This is a genomic window from Aureibaculum luteum (assembly GCF_003449015.1).
GTDB lineage: Bacteria > Bacteroidota > Bacteroidia > Flavobacteriales > Flavobacteriaceae > Aureibaculum > Aureibaculum luteum.
Window position 1 is genome coordinate 37,923 of record NZ_QRGD01000006.1, and the last position, 17,996, is coordinate 55,918.

Annotated in this window: 9 protein-coding genes; all 9 read left to right on the forward strand. The window is 34.4% G+C overall.

The genetic code is table 11. The features are described 5' to 3' along the window. Positions 1–184: 184 nt before the first annotated feature. The 9 genes from D3P13_RS14055 to D3P13_RS14095 all read left to right on the forward strand — a co-directional run bounded on the left by D3P13_RS14055 (position 185) and on the right by D3P13_RS14095 (position 17,892). Positions 185–1,432 (forward strand): efflux RND transporter periplasmic adaptor subunit, encoded by a 1,248-nt coding sequence (locus tag D3P13_RS14055; RefSeq protein WP_117883510.1) that lies wholly within the window; start codon positions 185–187, stop codon positions 1,430–1,432. A gap of 21 nt (positions 1,433–1,453) precedes the next feature. Beyond that, complete coding sequence (locus D3P13_RS14060; RefSeq protein ID WP_117883511.1) at positions 1,454–3,877, forward strand: ABC transporter permease; 2,424 nt, start codon at positions 1,454–1,456, stop codon at positions 3,875–3,877. 82 nt (positions 3,878–3,959) lie between these two features. Beyond that, entirely contained in the window at positions 3,960–4,655 is a 696-nt protein-coding gene (locus D3P13_RS14065) for an ABC transporter ATP-binding protein (protein ID WP_117883512.1), read from the forward strand. Between the two features lie 50 nt (positions 4,656–4,705). Next, on the forward strand, positions 4,706–7,138 hold the full coding sequence (locus D3P13_RS14070; protein WP_117883513.1) for an ABC transporter permease: 2,433 nt from the start codon (positions 4,706–4,708) through the stop codon (positions 7,136–7,138). Between the two features lie 95 nt (positions 7,139–7,233). Further along, a complete protein-coding gene (locus D3P13_RS14075; RefSeq protein ID WP_117883514.1) occupies positions 7,234–7,992 on the forward strand; it encodes a head GIN domain-containing protein in 759 nt (252 codons plus the stop codon). Positions 7,993–8,076: 84 nt separating this feature from the next. Further along, positions 8,077–10,431: an ABC transporter permease gene (locus D3P13_RS14080; RefSeq protein ID WP_117883515.1), complete on the forward strand. Its 2,355-nt coding sequence runs from the start codon at positions 8,077–8,079 to the stop codon at positions 10,429–10,431. A gap of 117 nt (positions 10,432–10,548) precedes the next feature. Next, positions 10,549–12,978 carry an ABC transporter permease gene (locus D3P13_RS14085; protein ID WP_117883516.1) on the forward strand — a complete coding sequence of 810 codons (2,430 nt, stop codon included), beginning with the start codon at positions 10,549–10,551 and terminating at the stop codon, positions 12,976–12,978. 94 nt (positions 12,979–13,072) lie between these two features. Continuing rightward, a complete protein-coding gene (locus tag D3P13_RS14090; protein ID WP_117883517.1) occupies positions 13,073–15,463 on the forward strand; it encodes an ABC transporter permease in 2,391 nt (796 codons plus the stop codon). A 14-nt stretch (positions 15,464–15,477) separates the two neighbouring features. After that, complete coding sequence (locus D3P13_RS14095) at positions 15,478–17,892, forward strand: ABC transporter permease (RefSeq protein ID WP_117883518.1); 2,415 nt, start codon at positions 15,478–15,480, stop codon at positions 17,890–17,892. Positions 17,893–17,996: the final 104 nt, after the last annotated feature.

The window sequence follows — 17,996 nt, forward strand, 5'->3', positions numbered from 1 at the left end:
TCTTAAGACTGGAGATGGAAATAAAAAAAATTAACGAGTAACGATTGATGATTAACGATTTTTGAATTTAAAAATAAAATATAATTGTGAACGATTGGACCTTAAGATGTCCACGTATTGAAATAAAGATTAAGCCAAAAGAAACAAGACTAAAAATTAGAGAAATAACGATTAAACAATAATAATGGATATAAAACTTGAAAAGAAAAAAGGATTAAGACCAAAGCATTACGGATATATCGCTTTAGGATTACTCATAGCATTTGCAGCATGGAAACTGATTTTTAGTAGCTCAATGTCTACTTTTAGAACAGAGAAAGATAAATTATCTATTGCGGAAGTTATGCAAGGTAAATTTGATGACTATATTACTATTAATGGTACTGTAGCTCCAATTTCTACGATATATATGGATGCTTATGAAGGTGGCCGTGTAAGTGAAAAATTGATTGAAGAAGGTACCATGGTTAAAAAAGGAGACATTATTCTGAAGCTAGAAAACATGAACTTATATGAGCAAATTTTAGCAAGTGAAAGTAATATGGCTTTAAAGGAAAATAATTTACGATCTACAAAATTAGAATTTGATTCACGTCAAGTAAGTGGTAAAAAATCGTTAGCTACAACGGATTATGACCTTACCAAAACAAAACGAAATTTTGAACAAAACGAAGCCTTGTACAAAGATGAACTAATATCAAAAGAAGAGTATTTACAAACTAAAGAGAACTATGAACTTGCGATAAAACAACAAAAAATTGTAAAACTACAAACGGAGCAAGATGATAAAATGCGGATCACTTCATTATCTGGTTTAGATACCGATTTAAAACGTATGCGTAAAACCTTATCTATGGTATATGAACGTCTAGATCATTTGAATGTACGTGCTCCTGCTGATGGACAACTCGGATTTTTAGATGCTGAAATTGGACAAAATATTGGACAAGGAGAACGTATTGGACAAATAAACGTATTGACTGATTTTAAAATTGAAGCTACCATTGACGAACACTATATTGATCGTGTAAAACGTGACTTATCAGCTAGTTTAGAACGAAATGGTAAAGAATTTCCATTGCGTCTTAGAAAAGTATATCCTGAAGTTAGAAATGGGAAATTTAAGGTAGATCTTGTTTTTACCAACGAAAAACCAGAAACGATTCGTGCAGGTCAAACTTATAATATCAAATTGCAATTAGGAGCCTCAAGTGACGCACTTCTCTTACCGAAAGGTAGCTTTTTTCAAAGCACAGGTGGGCAATGGATCTTTGTTGTAAATGATAACGACGAAGCCATTAAACGTACCATTCGCATAGGAAAACAGAACTCAAAATATTACGAAGTGTTAGAAGGATTAGAACCTGGTGAAAAAGTAATCACTTCTAATTATGATAGTTTTGGGGAAGCAGAGCGAATTGTTCTTAAATAGAATAGAGAAAATATAAATACAATGCTTAAAAATTATTTAAAAATCGCGTGGAGAAACCTTGCTAAAAACAAGATGCATTCATTTATAAATATCATCGGGCTTACCATTGGTTTATATGCAAGTATGCTGGTGATAACCGTGGTTATTGACGATCTTTCTTATGATATACAATGGAACAAGGCTGATCGGTTGTATCGTGTGCTAACTAAGTTTGATGGTGGTGGTGAAAATGACAAATTCCCACAAGCAATGACTGCTTTGAATCCTGCAATGAAGGAAAATTTTCCAGAAATTGAAGCGGTTTCAAGTGTTTATATTTCTGATCTTGAATTAAAAAAAGAAAAGATATCATCAGAAACTATAAAAGTGACCAGTATTGAAACCGACCCTGAAATATGGAAATTATTCGACTTTAACATTTTATTTGGAACACCGAAAGAGTTTAAAGAGGGAAAGGATAATTTGGTCATTTCCGAAAGTTTTCAAAAAAAGTATTTCCCTGGAGAAAATCCTGTAGGAAAAATTATCTATCATTTACCTCCTTATCGGAATGAGCCAATAGAATATGAAATTACAGGGGTTATCAAAGATATTCCATCAAACACGCACTTAAGAGCCGATGTAATTCTCATAAAACCATCAAGAATAGAATCTTTTGATCAGAATTGGCATACTTTTTCATTCTATTATACGATTTTGAAGCCAGGTACTGACGTAAATAAACTTACGACCAAAGTGGACAAATGGTATGCTGGTCTTGTAAAAGAAGAAAAACCTTCTACATTCGAATTTCAACCTATTAAAGATGTTTATCTACATTCTCAGTTTGCCGATTATCAGCCTGTTAAAGGGGACTATAGCACTATTTTTATACTAAGTGGAATTGCTCTTTTATTATTGATTATTGCTTGCATCAACTTTATAAACCTTACAACGGCTAGAACAGTATACCGAATGCGTGAAATTGGGGTTCGAAAAATTTTGGGTGCTGGCAAACGCAATGTGGTTTTCCAATTTTTAACGGAATCTTTACTTTTTTTTATGATTTCCACAGTTTTTGGAGTATTATTTTATTTCGGTTCGCTTCCATATATTGAGCGTTTCTTAGGCAATAATTTAACAATAACATTCGTAACCGTAAAATATTTATTTGTCATTGTTTTTTTGATCATAGTTGCTATAAGTCTTTTAATTGGTTTATACCCAGCATTTGTCATTTCGGGTTTTAAACCTATATCTGCTTTAAAAGGAACTCTTGGTTCGGGCAATAAAAGCAGTGGTAATTTTGTGCTTAAAAGTTTAGTAACTGTGCAGTTTTCTATATCTATTGCGGTACTTATCGGATTGATAATCGTGCAACAACAAGTAAACTTTATAAATACTAGAGATATCGGTTATGATAAGGACAACCTTATCGCTATTGATTTTGTATCTTGGAATGGAAAAGGAGAAAGTTTTAAAGTTGAATTATTAAAACTACCTTTTGTTAAAAACGTAAGCATCACTGATTGGATTCCAAGCCGTGGTGCTGGATCTATGGGTTTAAACATCAAGGATCCAATTAATGAAAATAAGCAAATAGCTATAAATGTTATACAAGGTGATGCCGATTTGCCTACAACATTAAAGCTGCATTTAAAAAAAGGAAGATTGTTCGATAATTCTTTTCAATCTGATAAAATGTCGTGGGAAGGTTATTCTCTCAATGCTAAAGAAAAAGATTCTGCCAAAGCTCTTCGTTCTTCTTTAGTTACGGCATATACTGCAAAAATACTCCAAGTTAACGATTTAGATATTGAGTTAAAGGGAACTCAAACTAGCCCGGTAGGATTAATTGATAATTTCCATAATGAATCCCTAAAAAACAAATTGAAACCAACCATAATTTTTGCCACTGCACCTTCAAAATATTCAGGTATGTTAATACGTGTAAATCCTAAAAATGAAAGAGAGACACTATCAGCAATCCACAACGTTTGGAAGCAATTTTTTCCAAATAGAGTATTGGGTATCAATTGGGTGAACGATTTACTTGAACAACAATACAGCAAAGAAGCCAAATTTAGAAAATTGTTTGTATTCTTTAGTTTGATAAGTATGTTTCTAGCCTTATTGGGTATTTTTGGATTGATTGAACATGCTGTTGCAAGAAGAATTAAAGAAGTTGGGATACGAAAAGTACTAGGAGCTTCGATTAGTTCTATCATAATTTTATTTTCAAAAAGCTTCTTAAAACTGGTGGTCTTGGCGGTATTAATAGCCACCCCTTTTGCCTGGTACGGTGCCAGTACATGGCTTCAGGAATTTGCATATAAAATAGATATAAAGTGGTGGGTTTTCGCCATTGCAGGAATTATTACAATAACAATTGTGCTTCTAACATTGATTTTTCAGACAACAAAAGCGGCTATTGTAAATCCTGTAAAAAGTTTGCGTAGTGAGTAAATAATTATAAATAACAAAAAATACACCCCGCCCTGCTTTGCGGTACACCCCTCTAGGAGAGGGGAATTAAAACAAAAATAAAATGATAAAAATCCAAAATTTAAAAAAGAGTTTCAGAACCGAAGAAGTTGAAACATTAGCATTGAATGACGTCAACTTGAACGTAGCTTCTGGAGAATTTGTTGCCATTATGGGACCATCTGGTTGTGGTAAATCTACCTTGTTAAACATCATTGGTATGCTCGACAACCCTACCGAAGGTAGCTACAAATTCAGCGACCATGAAGTTGGAGGCTTAAAAGAGCGTCAAAGAACTGAATTACGTAAAGGTAATTTAGGATTCGTTTTTCAAAGTTTTAACTTAATTGATGAACTTACTGTTTATGAAAATGTGGAGTTGCCTTTAATTTATTTAAAAATGAATAAAAGTGAACGCAAGCAAAAAGTAATGGCCGTGTTAGAACGTATGAAAATAGCACATCGTGAAAAGCATTTTCCACAACAACTTTCCGGTGGTCAGCAGCAACGTGTGGCCATTTCAAGAGCGGTAGTTACCAACCCTAAATTGATTCTTGCCGATGAGCCTACAGGTAATTTAGATTCTAAAAACGGGATTGAAGTAATGAATTTACTAACGGAATTAAACCAAGAAGGAACTACAATTGTAATGGTAACTCACTCTGACAGAGATTCTCATTATGCACACCGAATTGTAAATCTTTTTGACGGTCAAATTGTAACAGAAAGTCAGAATAGAGCTATGGAAGCTAGAGTTTAAACATTATTAATCAATTTTCAGCTGTTTCATCAATACAAAAAAGAACAATCATGTATAAAAATTATCTAAAAATAGCTTGGCGGAATTTAAAGAAACAACCTTTCTTTACCTTTCTAAATGTCTTTGGTTTGGCTATTGGGATGACAGGTGCGATTCTTATTTCACTCTTTGTACATGACGAACTGAGTTTCGATAAAATGTTTGCAGATTCCGATCGAATCTATCGTATAGATACAGATATAAAATTTGGCGGGGCCGAAATGGAGTCCGCACAGGCTGCGGCACCAATGGCCAACGCATTGCAAAATGACTTTGCACAGGTTAAAAACACGGTTAGATTCAGAACTAAAGGAAGTATGTTGCTTCGAAAAAGTGAAACCAATGACAATTCAAAAGAGCTTCAAACCACATTTGTCGATTCCACTTTCTTTGATATGTTTGGTATTCAACTACTTTCGGGTGACAGAAAGACTGCCTTGACTCAGCCTAATACATTAGTTTTAACAAAAACTGCTGCTGAAAAACATTTTGGTATAAAAAATGCTATTGGCCAAAACCTCCTGTTGAATAATACCGACACCTATACCATAACTGGAGTTATAGATGATTTACCAACGAATTCTTTTTTGAAAGATTATTCTGTTTTTATGGCAATGGCAGGTCATGTTGCCTCAAGAGAGAATAATTGGGGCGGTAACAACTTTTATACCTTTATAAAACTGATACCGAGTGCAAATGCCGACGATATAAAAATACCTTTAGCAAGCATGCTCGAAAAATATATGCTGCCGTGGGCACAAAAATATTTTCCAGGCATGACTGGAGAATCGTTTGCCGCAGCGGGCAATTCAATCAGATACCATACTATGCCATTAACGGATATTCATCTGTATTCTGCACGTGAATCTGAGATGAGTTCCAATAGTAGTATGCAAAACGTATATATCCTATCATTTATAGGATTGTTCCTTATTATTTTGGCGTGTGTAAACTTTATGAACCTTTCCACTGCTCATTCCTTAAAAAGAGCCAAAGAAGTAGGCGTAAGAAAAACGTTGGGGTCTAATAAAACAGAACTGATTCAACAATTTTTAATTGAATCTGGACTAATTGCTCTAATATCGTTATTATTGGCCGTTGCCTTATCTATTACTGTACTCCCTCTTTTTAATGAACTTTCAGGTAGAGCGATTTCATTACCATTTACAAATCCGATTTTCTGGTTAATACTCTTCGTGGCAACTATTATTCTAGGACTATTTTCAGGAAGCTACCCTGCCTTTTTCATGTCTCGATTGATGCCCGTAAAAACCCTTAAAGGAGGGAGTCATACCAGCGTTGGAGGAGGAAATATTCGGAATGCTTTGGTTGTATTCCAATTTGCCATTTCCGTTTTTCTAATTGTAAGTACCTTGGTCGTATTTCAACAACTTAAATTTATACAAAGTAAAGATCTTGGTTTTACCAAAGATCAAGTTTTATTGATCAATGACACGTATGCAGCAGGTAAACAGGTAAAAGCTTTTAAAGAAGAAGTGGGTCGATTAGGCCAAGTACAAAGTTCTACTTTTAGTAGTTTTTTACCAGTACCTTCATCTCGTTCCAGTAGTTCGTTTTTTGAAGAAGGAGCCATCGAGCAAGATAAAGCCATTCAAATGGGCACCTGGTATGTGGATGAGGATTATATACCTACCTTAAGTATGAAGCTTATTGCCGGTCGTAATTTTGACAAACAGCACCTCACGGATTCAACCGCAGTTATTATTAATGAATCTACTTTAAAAAGATTAGGTGTAAACCCCGAGGCGGCACTTGGGATGCGTATCTCAGAAGAAATTGAAATTGAAAAATCCAAATTCTTTACTGTAATAGGTGTCGTTAAAAATTTTCATTTTGAATCTTTAAGAGAAAATATTAATGCTCTTGGCCTTTTTCTAGACAAATCAACAGGAACTTTAGCCATAAAATTAAAAGCTGGAGATTTTAAACAAACCATTTCAAGCATTGAAAGTATCTGGACTAAATTAGCACCAGGTCAACCTTTTAGTTATCGTTTTATGGATGATGCTTTCAATACTAGCTATGATGCTGAACAACGATTAGGTCGAATTTTTATGGTATTTACTATATTATCCATCTTTATTGCCTGTCTTGGTCTATTTGGTCTTGCAGCATTTAATGCTCAAAAACGCACAAAAGAAATTGGTATTCGAAAAGTATTAGGGGCTAGTATTAGTCAAATAACCTATCGCCTTACTACTGACTTTCTAAAAATGGTAGGTCTTGGTATATTAATTTCACTTCCATTGGGCTGGTATACTATGAATAAATGGTTAGAAGACTTCTCGTATAGAATAGAAATTAGTTGGTGGATATTGGCATTGGCTGCCTTTTTGGCGATAGCAGTAGCTATACTAACAGTAAGTTATCAAAGTATAAAAGCCGCAATTACTAATCCCGTAAAAAGTTTAAAAACGGAATAGGATTGAACGTATAAAAAAGGTCTAGTAGACCTTTTTAGTGAAGGAGCCTGCAAGCATAGGGCAGTTTAAAAACAATTTTAAAATTTAATAAAATTATGAAAAATAAGAATCTTAAAACCATCCTAGTTTTAACCGTTCTATTTCTAGGTTTGAGCAATGCAAATGCTCAATCAGAAACAAGAACTGTCAAACCATTTGATAAGATAGTTGTGAGTCCACATATATCAGTAACTTTTATTCAAGGTGATACTGAAAGTTTACAAATAGAAACCATTTCAGTGGACAAAAATAAACTGAACATTGAAGTCAAAGGCAAAACTTTACGTATTTATTTGGAGGGAGCGAAAGAAGTTACTGAAAACGAAAAATATTATAAAAACGGCAAAAAACGTACACGTTCGTTGTACAATGGAACGATAGTTACGGCAACTGTTACCTATAAACATATTGACGAATTGTCATTACGTGGCGAAGAAAAATTCACATGTATAAGCCCTATTGATCAAAAAGATTTTACCTTAAAAGTTTACGGAGAATCTGAAATCACAATCAATAAAGTAAATCTAAAAACATTGCAAACAACAATGTACGGAGAAAGTTATATCGTTATCAATGAAGGATCTATTGACCGACAAAAAATAACAGGCTATGGTGAAGCAAAAATAAACACCTTAGGTGTCGTAAGCAATAGTACTAAAATTACAGCTTACGGAGAAGGTAGTTACCGAGTGAATGTATCTAAAGAATTAAAGGTAACCGCATATGGTGAAACCGTTGTAGCCTATAAAGGAAACCCTAATGTAAATAAAGGAATTGTAATTGGTGAAGCTACTATTCAGAAAATAGCTGAGTAACCCTAAAAACCGAAGAAAATTAAAAAAAAATAGAGATTCAATTGAACAAATTCCCTTTTTCACGGGAATGATATAAAACTAAGCATGTTAAAAAACTACATAAAAATAGCTTGGAGAAATCTTTGGAAGAGTAAGGGCTATAGCTTTCTCAATATTTTCGGATTGGCCATAGGTATCACCTGTGCTAGTTTGATATTATTATGGGTTGAAGACGAATTAAGTTTCAATACTAATTTTCAAAACCAAGACCTTATTTACTATTTGCCTACTAATCAGCAATATGAAGGAGAGTGGCGTACCTTCTATCAATCTACACCTGGACCTCTGGCCGAAGCCATGAAAAAAGAGATTCCGGGTATTATAGGTAGCTCTAGATCGATGGGCAATCAACTCCTATTCACTATCGATGAAAAAGCAATAGGTCGATATGGAAGGTTCGCTGATCCAGATTTTTTAAGCATTTTCGACCTCTCTTTTATTGAAGGAAATACTAAAGATGCCTTTAAGGAAGTCGATGCCATCGTCATTTCTAAAAAAACCGCAACTGCCCTATATGGCCAAGGCACATCCGTTTTAGGTAAAGTTATTCGTGTAAACAATGATACCAATTACACAATTTCAGGCGTTTTTAAAGATTTGCCGAATAATGTTAGTTATGGTTTTGATTGGGTTGCCCCTTTTGAAAGATTTGCTGCCGATAAAGATTGGATGAAAGAATATGGGAATAATTTTTCCGACACTTTTGTGGAGCTTTCTGCTGAAGCCGATTTTCAAGTAGTAGATGCTAAAGTACGCAAAATGCTTCCTGAAAAAACAGAACATGAAGAAACCTATGCTTTTTTACATGCAATGAAAGACTGGCACCTGAGGTCTAATTTTGAAGGTGGAAAAAATGTAGGAGGTCAAATTACGTATGTACGGTTATTTACCCTTATCGCTATTATCATATTGGTAATTGCCTGTATCAACTTTATGAATCTTTCCACCGCAAGGAGCGAAAGAAGAGCAAATGAGGTTGGAGTACGAAAAGTACTAGGTTCTGATAAAAGAAAACTTATTTCCCAATTCATGACAGAGGCTATAATAACGGCAACCTTGGCAACCTTAGTCAGTATAATTTTACTTTGGATATTAGTACCACAGTTCAATATTCTCGTAGACAAACAATTAGTTCTTAGACTTTTCAATAGAGAACACCTAGTTCCATTAATGGCAATTACTATCGTTTGTGGTCTTCTTGCTGGTTGGTATCCCGCTTTTTATCTATCCTCATTTAAACCTGTTGATGTACTTAAAGGTACGAGTGTAAAACAAGGGGGAGCTTCGCTAATTCGAAAAGGTTTGGTGATTACCCAGTTTACGGTTTCCATAGTTTTCATTATAAGTACCATTATAGTTTACCAACAGATAAAGCATGTAAAAGACAGGGATATGGGCTATAGTCGTGAACTTCTAGTCAGAATGCCAGTAAATGGTGATGTAATCAAAAATTTTGTACCCATAAAACAAGATATGATTGCCTCTGGGGCGATCGAAAATGTTGCATTGAACAATTCTCGAATTTTGTCGGGAGGTAATAATGGCTCTGGTCTTCAATGGCAAGGAGGCACCGATACGGAAGATGTGCTTATCTCATTTCGATTCGTAAGTTCCAATTTTTTGGAAACGGCAGGTATGGAAATTGTCGAAGGAAGAGGTTTTAGCAACAGCATAGCAAAAGACAGTACCAATACAATTATTACGGAATCTTTTGCCAAATTAATGGGACAAGGGAGTGCAGTTGGCAAGACGATAACACGAGGTGAAATTTATACCGTCATTGGGGTAGTCAAAGACTTTCTTTATGGAGATATGTATGGTACCAGCGACCCTGTAATGTTTTTCAATTATAACGATTATGCACGATATATGTACGTAAAAATGAAGTCTGATGTGGCAATTGACAAAACACTTGCAGCTATGGAGAATGTAATGAAAACACATAACCCAGCATTTCCATTTGAATTTGAATTCGTTGATGATGCCTTTAATGCAAGGTTCAAGAGTGAAAAACTAGTGGGGAACCTTTCATGGATTTTTGCACTGCTTACCATAATTATTTCCTGTTTAGGACTGTTCGGACTTGCGGCATATACCGCCGAGCAACGTCGTAAGGAGATTGGTGTACGCAAAGTTCTAGGATCAAGTGTCCTTGGAATTGTAACGTTATTGTCTAAAGATTTTGTACGCTTAGTATTGATTGCCTTGATGCTTGCCGGACCTCTTGCCTGGTGGGTGATGCGAAACTGGTTACAAAGCTTTGCTTATCGCATAGAAATTAATTGGTGGGTTTTCGCAATTGCAGGTATGGTCGCGATTTGTATTGCTTTATTGACGGTAAGCTTTCAAGCCGTAAAGGCTGCTCTTTCTAATCCTGTAAAAAGTTTAAGAACAGAATAGGACCGCAGGTATAAAAAAGGTCTAGTAGACCTTTTTAGTGAAGGAGCCTCCAGATCCCGATAGCTATTGGAATGATGCAAGGCGAGTTTAAGAAACACTTTAAAATATAAAAAAATCATGTTAAAAAACTACATAAAAATAGGTTGGAGAAACCTTGTAAAAAACAAGCAACAGACCATTATCAACTTGTTGGGTCTTACCTTAGGCACAGTAAGCTGCTTGACCATTTTACTTTATGTTTTTGCCCAACTTGGCTTTGATGAAGACTTTACGAATGCTGAATCTATTTATCGCGTGGAGACCATAATAGAGAGAGATGGTAAGGAAAGTTTTGACACTGCAGCAGCTTCTCCACCGATAGCCTTTGCTCTAAAAGAAGATTTTGGCGAAGTTGAAGAAGTTACACGGGTAGTACTAACAGATGTTTTTTATAGTAATTTAATCCGTGCCGCAGAAAATAAAGAGTCCTATTATGAGCCAAGAAGCTATATGGCCGACTCTACTTTTTTTAAAATATTCGATTTCAAATTTTTACAAGGTGATATTGAGACCGCTCTAAATGAACCTAACTCGATAGTACTTTCCTCAAATTTGGCCAATAAAATGTTTGGTAATCAAAATAGCATTGGCAAGGCTGTTATTTGGGGTAGCGGTGAAGATGCTCAAACACTTACAGTGAAAGGCGTATTCGATGAGCATTTTTACAAATCGCATCTCAACCCTAATTACATTGTGAGTATGAGTACGCCTGGAATGGGTACATTTGTTCAGACTTTTGAAGATTTTGCCACCAATAATTTTGTGTATAGTTATGCAAAACTTGTCCCTAATGCTGACGCTAACCTATTACAAAAAAAACTACCTGCTTTTATCGATCGTAGAGGATCTAAAAACTTATCAGATGCAGGAATGGATAATAAACAGTTATTGTTAAAAAAGGTAACCGATATTCATTTGTATTCTGAAGGCCGCAAAAATCAAATTGGTAGAATTTCAAATATAACATATCTTTATTTTTTATTGACGTTAGCCTTTTTCATCCAATTGGTAGCCTGTATTAATTTTATAAACCTCAGTACGGCTAGGGCAAGTAAACGTGCAAAGGAAATTGGGGTACGTAAAGTTGTAGGTGCAGGAAAAAAAGCATTAATGCGACAATTTTTAGGAGAATCTCTACTCTTGTCAGTATTTGCAATGCTGATAAGTATTCCTATTACTATTTTCCTATTGCCTTTTGTAAATGAACTTACTCAAGAAGTATTGACTTATTTAAATATTTTTAATTGGAAAATCACAGCTTTATTGTTCGGTTTAGGGATTTTTACAGGATTAGTAGCTGGTATTTATCCGGCAGTAATTTTATCCTCGATAAACCCTATAAAAGCCCTGAAAAGTGCGACTATATTACAATCTGGAAACGGTAACTTCAGAAAAGCATTAGTAGTTTTTCAGTTTGTGGTCTCTATAAGTCTAGTAGCCACGGTTATAGTAGTAACTCAACAGTTTAGATTTACCCAGAACAAAGACCTTGGTTTTAATAAAGAAAATCTATTGGCCTTACGAATAGGTACCAACGAAGCATCAAGTAAGTTTGAATCTATCAAGACTGCATTTTTGAATATACCTGGTGTACTTGAAGTATCCAGCGGTAATTACACACCGTCCGAAATAGTTTTGTCTGATAACGGTTTATACTTGCCTGGTGGAAGTAGAGAAAAGAATACCATCGTAAAACGAAATGGCGTCAGTGACGGTTACTTTAAGACAATGGACATTCCAATCTTAGAAGGAAGAGATTTTCGCGAAGCAGATACTACTAATCAGATAATTGTAAATGAGGCCACACTTAAGGCCTTCAATATAAAACGTGAGGAGGCTCTGAGTTCAAAACTTGTTCAAAGTTTTGGAGATGAAACCTATGAAATGGAAATCATTGGTGTGGTAGCCGATTTTCATTACGCTTCTTTAAAAGATGAAATAGCTCCATTATTTTTGCACAAAGAAAGCGAACCTAATTGGCTGTTCCTTCGCACTGAAACAAAGAATTACGAGCTATTACTTAGCAATTTAGAGAAACAATGGAAAACGACAGTAAACAATGTCCCATTTGATTATAGGTTTGTTGACAAAGAGGTTGAAAAGCTATATGATGAAGAAAAACGACTTGGTGAAATTTCGTTTGTCTTCACTATTCTAGCCATTCTAATTAGTTGTTTAGGCCTCTTTGGGTTGATTTCATATGTAGCCGAACAAAAGAAGAAAGAAATTGGAATTCGCAAAGTGTTAGGTGCTAGTATAAAATCTGTAGTGCAATTATTGACCAAAGATTTTGTAAAATTGGTAGGAATCGCCTTTTTGATTGCCTCCCCAATTACTTATTATTTTATGGAACGATGGCTTGAAGATTTTACATATCGAATTGACATCCAATGGTGGGTATTTGCTCTCGCTGGTGGTTTTGCATTGATCATAACATTAATAACTGTTGGATTTCAATCATTAAAATCGGCCGTAGCCAATCCTGTAAAAAGTTTAAGAACAGAATAAAACTAGATAAATAGACTTATTTAGTCCAACGAACTCAGAAAGTAATCATCATGTGCAGGGCGTATAGAATATAAATAGTAAAAACTTTAATATCATGTTAAAAAACTACATAAAAATAGGTTGGAGAAATTTGAAAACAAACCGAATGTTTTCAATAATTAATATTTTAGGACTGGCATTAGGTTTATCTATAACCATTCTACTTTTTCTTTCTATTACCTATGAGCGGAGTTATAATACCATGTATTCTAATAAAGCAAATATATATCGCGTTCTTGTAAATACTAATGAAAGTTATGACAAGCAAATTTTATGTACGGCTCCTGCTGCTTTAACTCCAGCCATTAAAAATGACATACCCGATGTTAAATATGCCGCCAGAATATTGAAACATGGTTTTGGTGAAACAGCATTCGTCAAAGTGGGCAATACTACTTTTCTTGAAAAGGAATTATACTGGTGTGACCCTGAATTATTTGAGATATTTAATATTAAATTCCTACAAGGAGAAGCTTCTTCTGCCATAACGAGACCAAATACTATTACAATTTCAAAAAGCACTGCCAAAAAATATTTTGGAGATGCTGATCCAATGGGAAAACTTATCGTAGTTGATAGCGATGAAAAATTGGAAGTTACTGGCGTGTTTGAAGACTTTCCTGAAAACAGTTCCTTACACTGTAATGCAATAGCTTCTTTTAGCTCCACATTCGCTTTTAAGAATCCAAGTTGGGGAAATTCTAGTTTTGAAACCTACTTACAATTAAATGAAAACATTTTACAAGCAAATACAGAAAGTCAATTACAGTCGCTTTTAGATAAGAATGTAGATAAAGAAGGGCAATGGTTTCACTTTACGTTACAGCCCTTAGAAAAAGTTCACCTTTACTCTGCTGACTTTTCAAATTCTTACAGTAAAAGAGTCGGAGATATTGACGAAATAAACAACCTCTCTTTTTTAGGAATACTCATATTATTGATTGCCTGTGTTAATTACATGAACTTAATGACGGCAAAGTCTGCAAAAAGATCCAAAGATGTTGGAATTAATAAAACGTTAGGAGCCTCCTTTAAAAGCTTAATAGCTCGGTTTTATGCTGAAACAGGAATTATAACCTTATTAGCATTAGTAATTGGTGTTTTTATAACTGTAGTATTCATTCCACTTTTTAATCAATTAACGGCTCAACAATTAGAGGTTTCATTGCTATTTAAGCCGCAAGTCCTAATAGGTATACTATTATTTTGGGTAATTGTCACTTTAGTTGCAGGATCTTACCCCGCATTTTATCTTTCAAGTATTTCTCCAAACTCAGCTTTAACCTCAACAAAAAAGGACGGTTCAAGTATTATTAATATTAGAAAAGGTTTGGTGGTATTACAATTTGCAGCCTCTATAATTCTAATTGTTGGGGTACTCGTAATATATCAGCAATTACAATTTATGCAAAATCAAAAATTAGGTTTTGATTCAGATAATGTGGTCGCTATTTCTACAACAGCAGTTAACGGTAATGACAAAAAAGAAGCTCTAGTTCAAGAATATGAATCGCTGAGCATGGTTTCTAATATTGCCATGGCACAGGGTTTTCCTGGTGTTACCGTAAGTGGTAGAATGTTATTTAAAACTGAAAATGATGAAAGTGGTTTAAAAATTCAAACCAATCGTGCAGATGCTCAAATTATCGATTTATTAAAACTAAAATTAATAGCAGGTAAAACGTTACCGCTGATAAAACAACAAGGTGATACAATATCAGAAGTGGTTCTCAATAAGAAAGCATTGGATTATTTAGGATATACTCCCGAAGAATCGATTGGAAAAAAAGTAATAATCCAAGGTTTTAGAGGTAATGTATCTATTGTAGGTATCGTAGATGATTTTAATTTCGAATCACTGCATCAACCCATTGGAGCGTATGCTTTTCACAACCGAAAAACTGAAGCCAAAAATTTTGCATTGGTACGCTTCAATAGTAATTCTTTGACCAACACCATGGATCAATTAGAATCTAAATTTCTAAAAATAAATCCGGATTCCGCCTTTGAATATATCTTTTTAGATAAAAACATTGAACAATTATATGCACAAGAACGGAAGACAGCAATATTAGGATTCACTTTTAGCATTTTAGCCATTTTCGTTGCCTGTTTAGGTCTATTTGGTTTAGCGGCGTTCACTGCTGAACAACGCAAAAAGGAAATTGGAATTCGAAAAGTATTGGGAGCTACTATCATGGGAATTACACAAATGCTCTCTATGGATTTTCTAAAACTGGTTGTAGTAGCCATTGTAATCGCTTTCCCTATCGCTTATTGGCTGATGCATGAATGGTTACAAAATTTTGCCTATAGAATAGATTTTAGTTGGTATATTTTTGCCATTTCAGGAATTTTGGCAATTGTAATTGCATTAATAACCGTTAGTTTTCAAGCGGTAAAAGCTGCACTTTCTAATCCCGTTAAAAGTTTAAGAACAGAGTAAAACCTTTAAATATCATGTTAAAAAACTACATAAAAATAGCTTGGAGAAATTTGAAAAAGGACAAAACATTTACCCTTTTAAATATTATAGGTTTATCGGTTGCTTTCGGTGTTGCTATTTTACTTTCAATGGCGGCTTTTTTCGAATTATCGTATGATAAATTTCACACCAATGGTGATAACATTTATAAGGTTTATAATGAGATACAAACTCCTAGAGGTCCAGAAGCTGGTACAAGTCAACCTGCTCCATTTGCAAATGCTCTTAAAAAAGAAGTTCCAGGCATTTCAAAAGTTACACGTTATCTACAAGATGGTGCTTTAGTTATTTATAAGGATAAAGAAATTAATATGAGTACCGTATGGGTTGATACTGATTTCTTTACTATGTTTTCTTTTCCTGAGTTTGCAGAAAATGCTGATAATCCTCTTAAAGAACTATCAAGTGTCGCACTTTCTAAAAAAATGGCAACAGCATTATTTGGAGATGAAAATGCAATAGACAAGACCATAAATATCCTTATAAATGGAAAAGAAACTCCATTCACAGTGGCTTCGGTTGTTGAAAACACAAAATCGAATAGCTCTCTAGAATTTGGTTTAGCCATTCGTTTTGAAAACCATCAAAGTTATACTAAGAATAAAGAGGAATGGGATTCTCAATATCACGATGTTTATGTACAATTGCAAAATGAGGTAAATGCACAACAGTTTGAAGACCGTACCAACCCTTTTGTTGATTTGCACTATAAAGAGTCCGTTGAAAACCTTAAACGAGATGGAGCACAACCTGACGCCAATGGTCGCTATTTTACTATTAACCTACTGCCTTTAAAGGACATACATTATACCAACTTTCAAAATGGCTATGCTAAAATAAGTAGAACAATACCCTATTTAGTGCTCAGTGTTGCTTTTTTAATTCTTTTTATTGCTTGTGTAAATTTTATCAACATGAGCATCGCCAAGAGTACACAACGTTTGCGAGAAATTGGAATGAGAAAAACATTAGGAGCACAAAAAAAGCAACTATTTTTTCAGTTTTGGAGCGAAAGCTTAATGCTATTTATTGTATCGTTATTTATTGGTATTGGATTAAGCATTGTCTTTTTAAAGGATTTTCAAGAAATTTTCCGAACCAATGTTACCTTTAGTATGTTTACCAACCCCGTAAACATTGTTCTATTTATAGTTGTAATAGTACTGGTAACGCTATTAGTGGGAGGCTATCCGGCAATACTTATGAGTAAATTAAGTACTATTCAATCCCTTAAAGGCAAAGTGGAAACTAACGGAAAAAATATAGTTAGAAATGTACTCATGGTAGTACAATTTTCAATTGCTATTTTATTAATTAGCGGCACATTGGTTTTATGGAGTCAGTTAGAATTTATGAGGAATAAAAACCTTGGCTTCGATAAATCGCAAGTTGTAGCTTTTCCTATTGAAGGAAAAATGGACAGCCGGAGAGCAGTTAATTTATTACGTGATCAACTTAAAGACAATCCTAATATAATAAGCGTCACTGCCTCAGATAATATTTTAGGATTGGGTAAAGACGGCAGTCAATTCAGTAGTCGTTTAGGCTTTGAATATAAAGGAAGAGTTGTAAAAACAAATATGCTCGTAGTTGATTATGATTATATAGAAACTTTAGGGTTAGAACTTATACAAGGACGAAGTTTTGATAGGCAATATCCTGGTGATGCACTCGGAATGGTAATTAATGAAAGTATGGCTCGCGAACTTGATGAAGAAGATCCATTGAATGCGACCATTATGATGAGTGACAGCACTAAATATCAAGTATTAGGCATCGTTAAAGATTATCACTTTGAATCATTAACCAAGTCTATAGAACCGTTAACATTCTTTATGAATACAGATTGGGATCTGTATTATGCCTATGTAAAAGTTGCTCCAGAAAATTTATCAAAATCTTACGACGCTATTGAACAAACTTGGAAAACGTTAGAGCCCAATGCCAAATTTTTAGGCTCTTTTTTAAATGATAATATTGATCGTACTTTTAGAAGTGAAAAAATTATGGCAACGATGATTACTAGTGGCTCCATTATAGCCATTGTTCTTAGTTGTATTGGTCTATTTGCCATTTCATTATTGGTGGTCGCACAACGCACTAAAGAAATTGGCGTGCGAAAAGTTGTGGGTGCCAGCATCTCTTCAATAACTTATTTATTGACCAAAGACTTTCTTAAGTTAGTGGCAATTGCTTTTGTTATTGCTGCACCTGTCGCCTATTGGTTAATGAATCAATGGCTTCAAGATTATGTATATCGAATTGATTTAAGTATTTGGATTTTTGCCCTTGCGGGATTATTAACAGTATTAATTGCATTATTTACGGTTGGCGTTAAAACTTTAAAAGCAGCAATGCAAAACCCTGTTAAAAGCTTAAAAACTGAATAAAAAGCGAACAGGTAGCCTAAGGCGTTCTTTAATCAGATGATTGTTTTAAGCAATCTTTACTAAAATTGGATTCTATGTTTTAGTAAACGTTTCTATTGAAATAT

Coding starts and splice junctions, on each gene's coding strand:
- D3P13_RS14055 (WP_117883510.1), top strand. CDS start 185: ATGGATATAAAACTTGAAAAGAAAAAAGGATTAAGACCAAAGCATTAC.
- D3P13_RS14060 (WP_117883511.1), top strand. CDS start 1,454: ATGCTTAAAAATTATTTAAAAATCGCGTGGAGAAACCTTGCTAAAAAC.
- D3P13_RS14065 (WP_117883512.1), top strand. CDS start 3,960: ATGATAAAAATCCAAAATTTAAAAAAGAGTTTCAGAACCGAAGAAGTT.
- D3P13_RS14070 (WP_117883513.1), top strand. CDS start 4,706: ATGTATAAAAATTATCTAAAAATAGCTTGGCGGAATTTAAAGAAACAA.
- D3P13_RS14075 (WP_117883514.1), top strand. CDS start 7,234: ATGAAAAATAAGAATCTTAAAACCATCCTAGTTTTAACCGTTCTATTT.
- D3P13_RS14080 (WP_117883515.1), top strand. CDS start 8,077: ATGTTAAAAAACTACATAAAAATAGCTTGGAGAAATCTTTGGAAGAGT.
- D3P13_RS14085 (WP_117883516.1), top strand. CDS start 10,549: ATGTTAAAAAACTACATAAAAATAGGTTGGAGAAACCTTGTAAAAAAC.
- D3P13_RS14090 (WP_117883517.1), top strand. CDS start 13,073: ATGTTAAAAAACTACATAAAAATAGGTTGGAGAAATTTGAAAACAAAC.
- D3P13_RS14095 (WP_117883518.1), top strand. CDS start 15,478: ATGTTAAAAAACTACATAAAAATAGCTTGGAGAAATTTGAAAAAGGAC.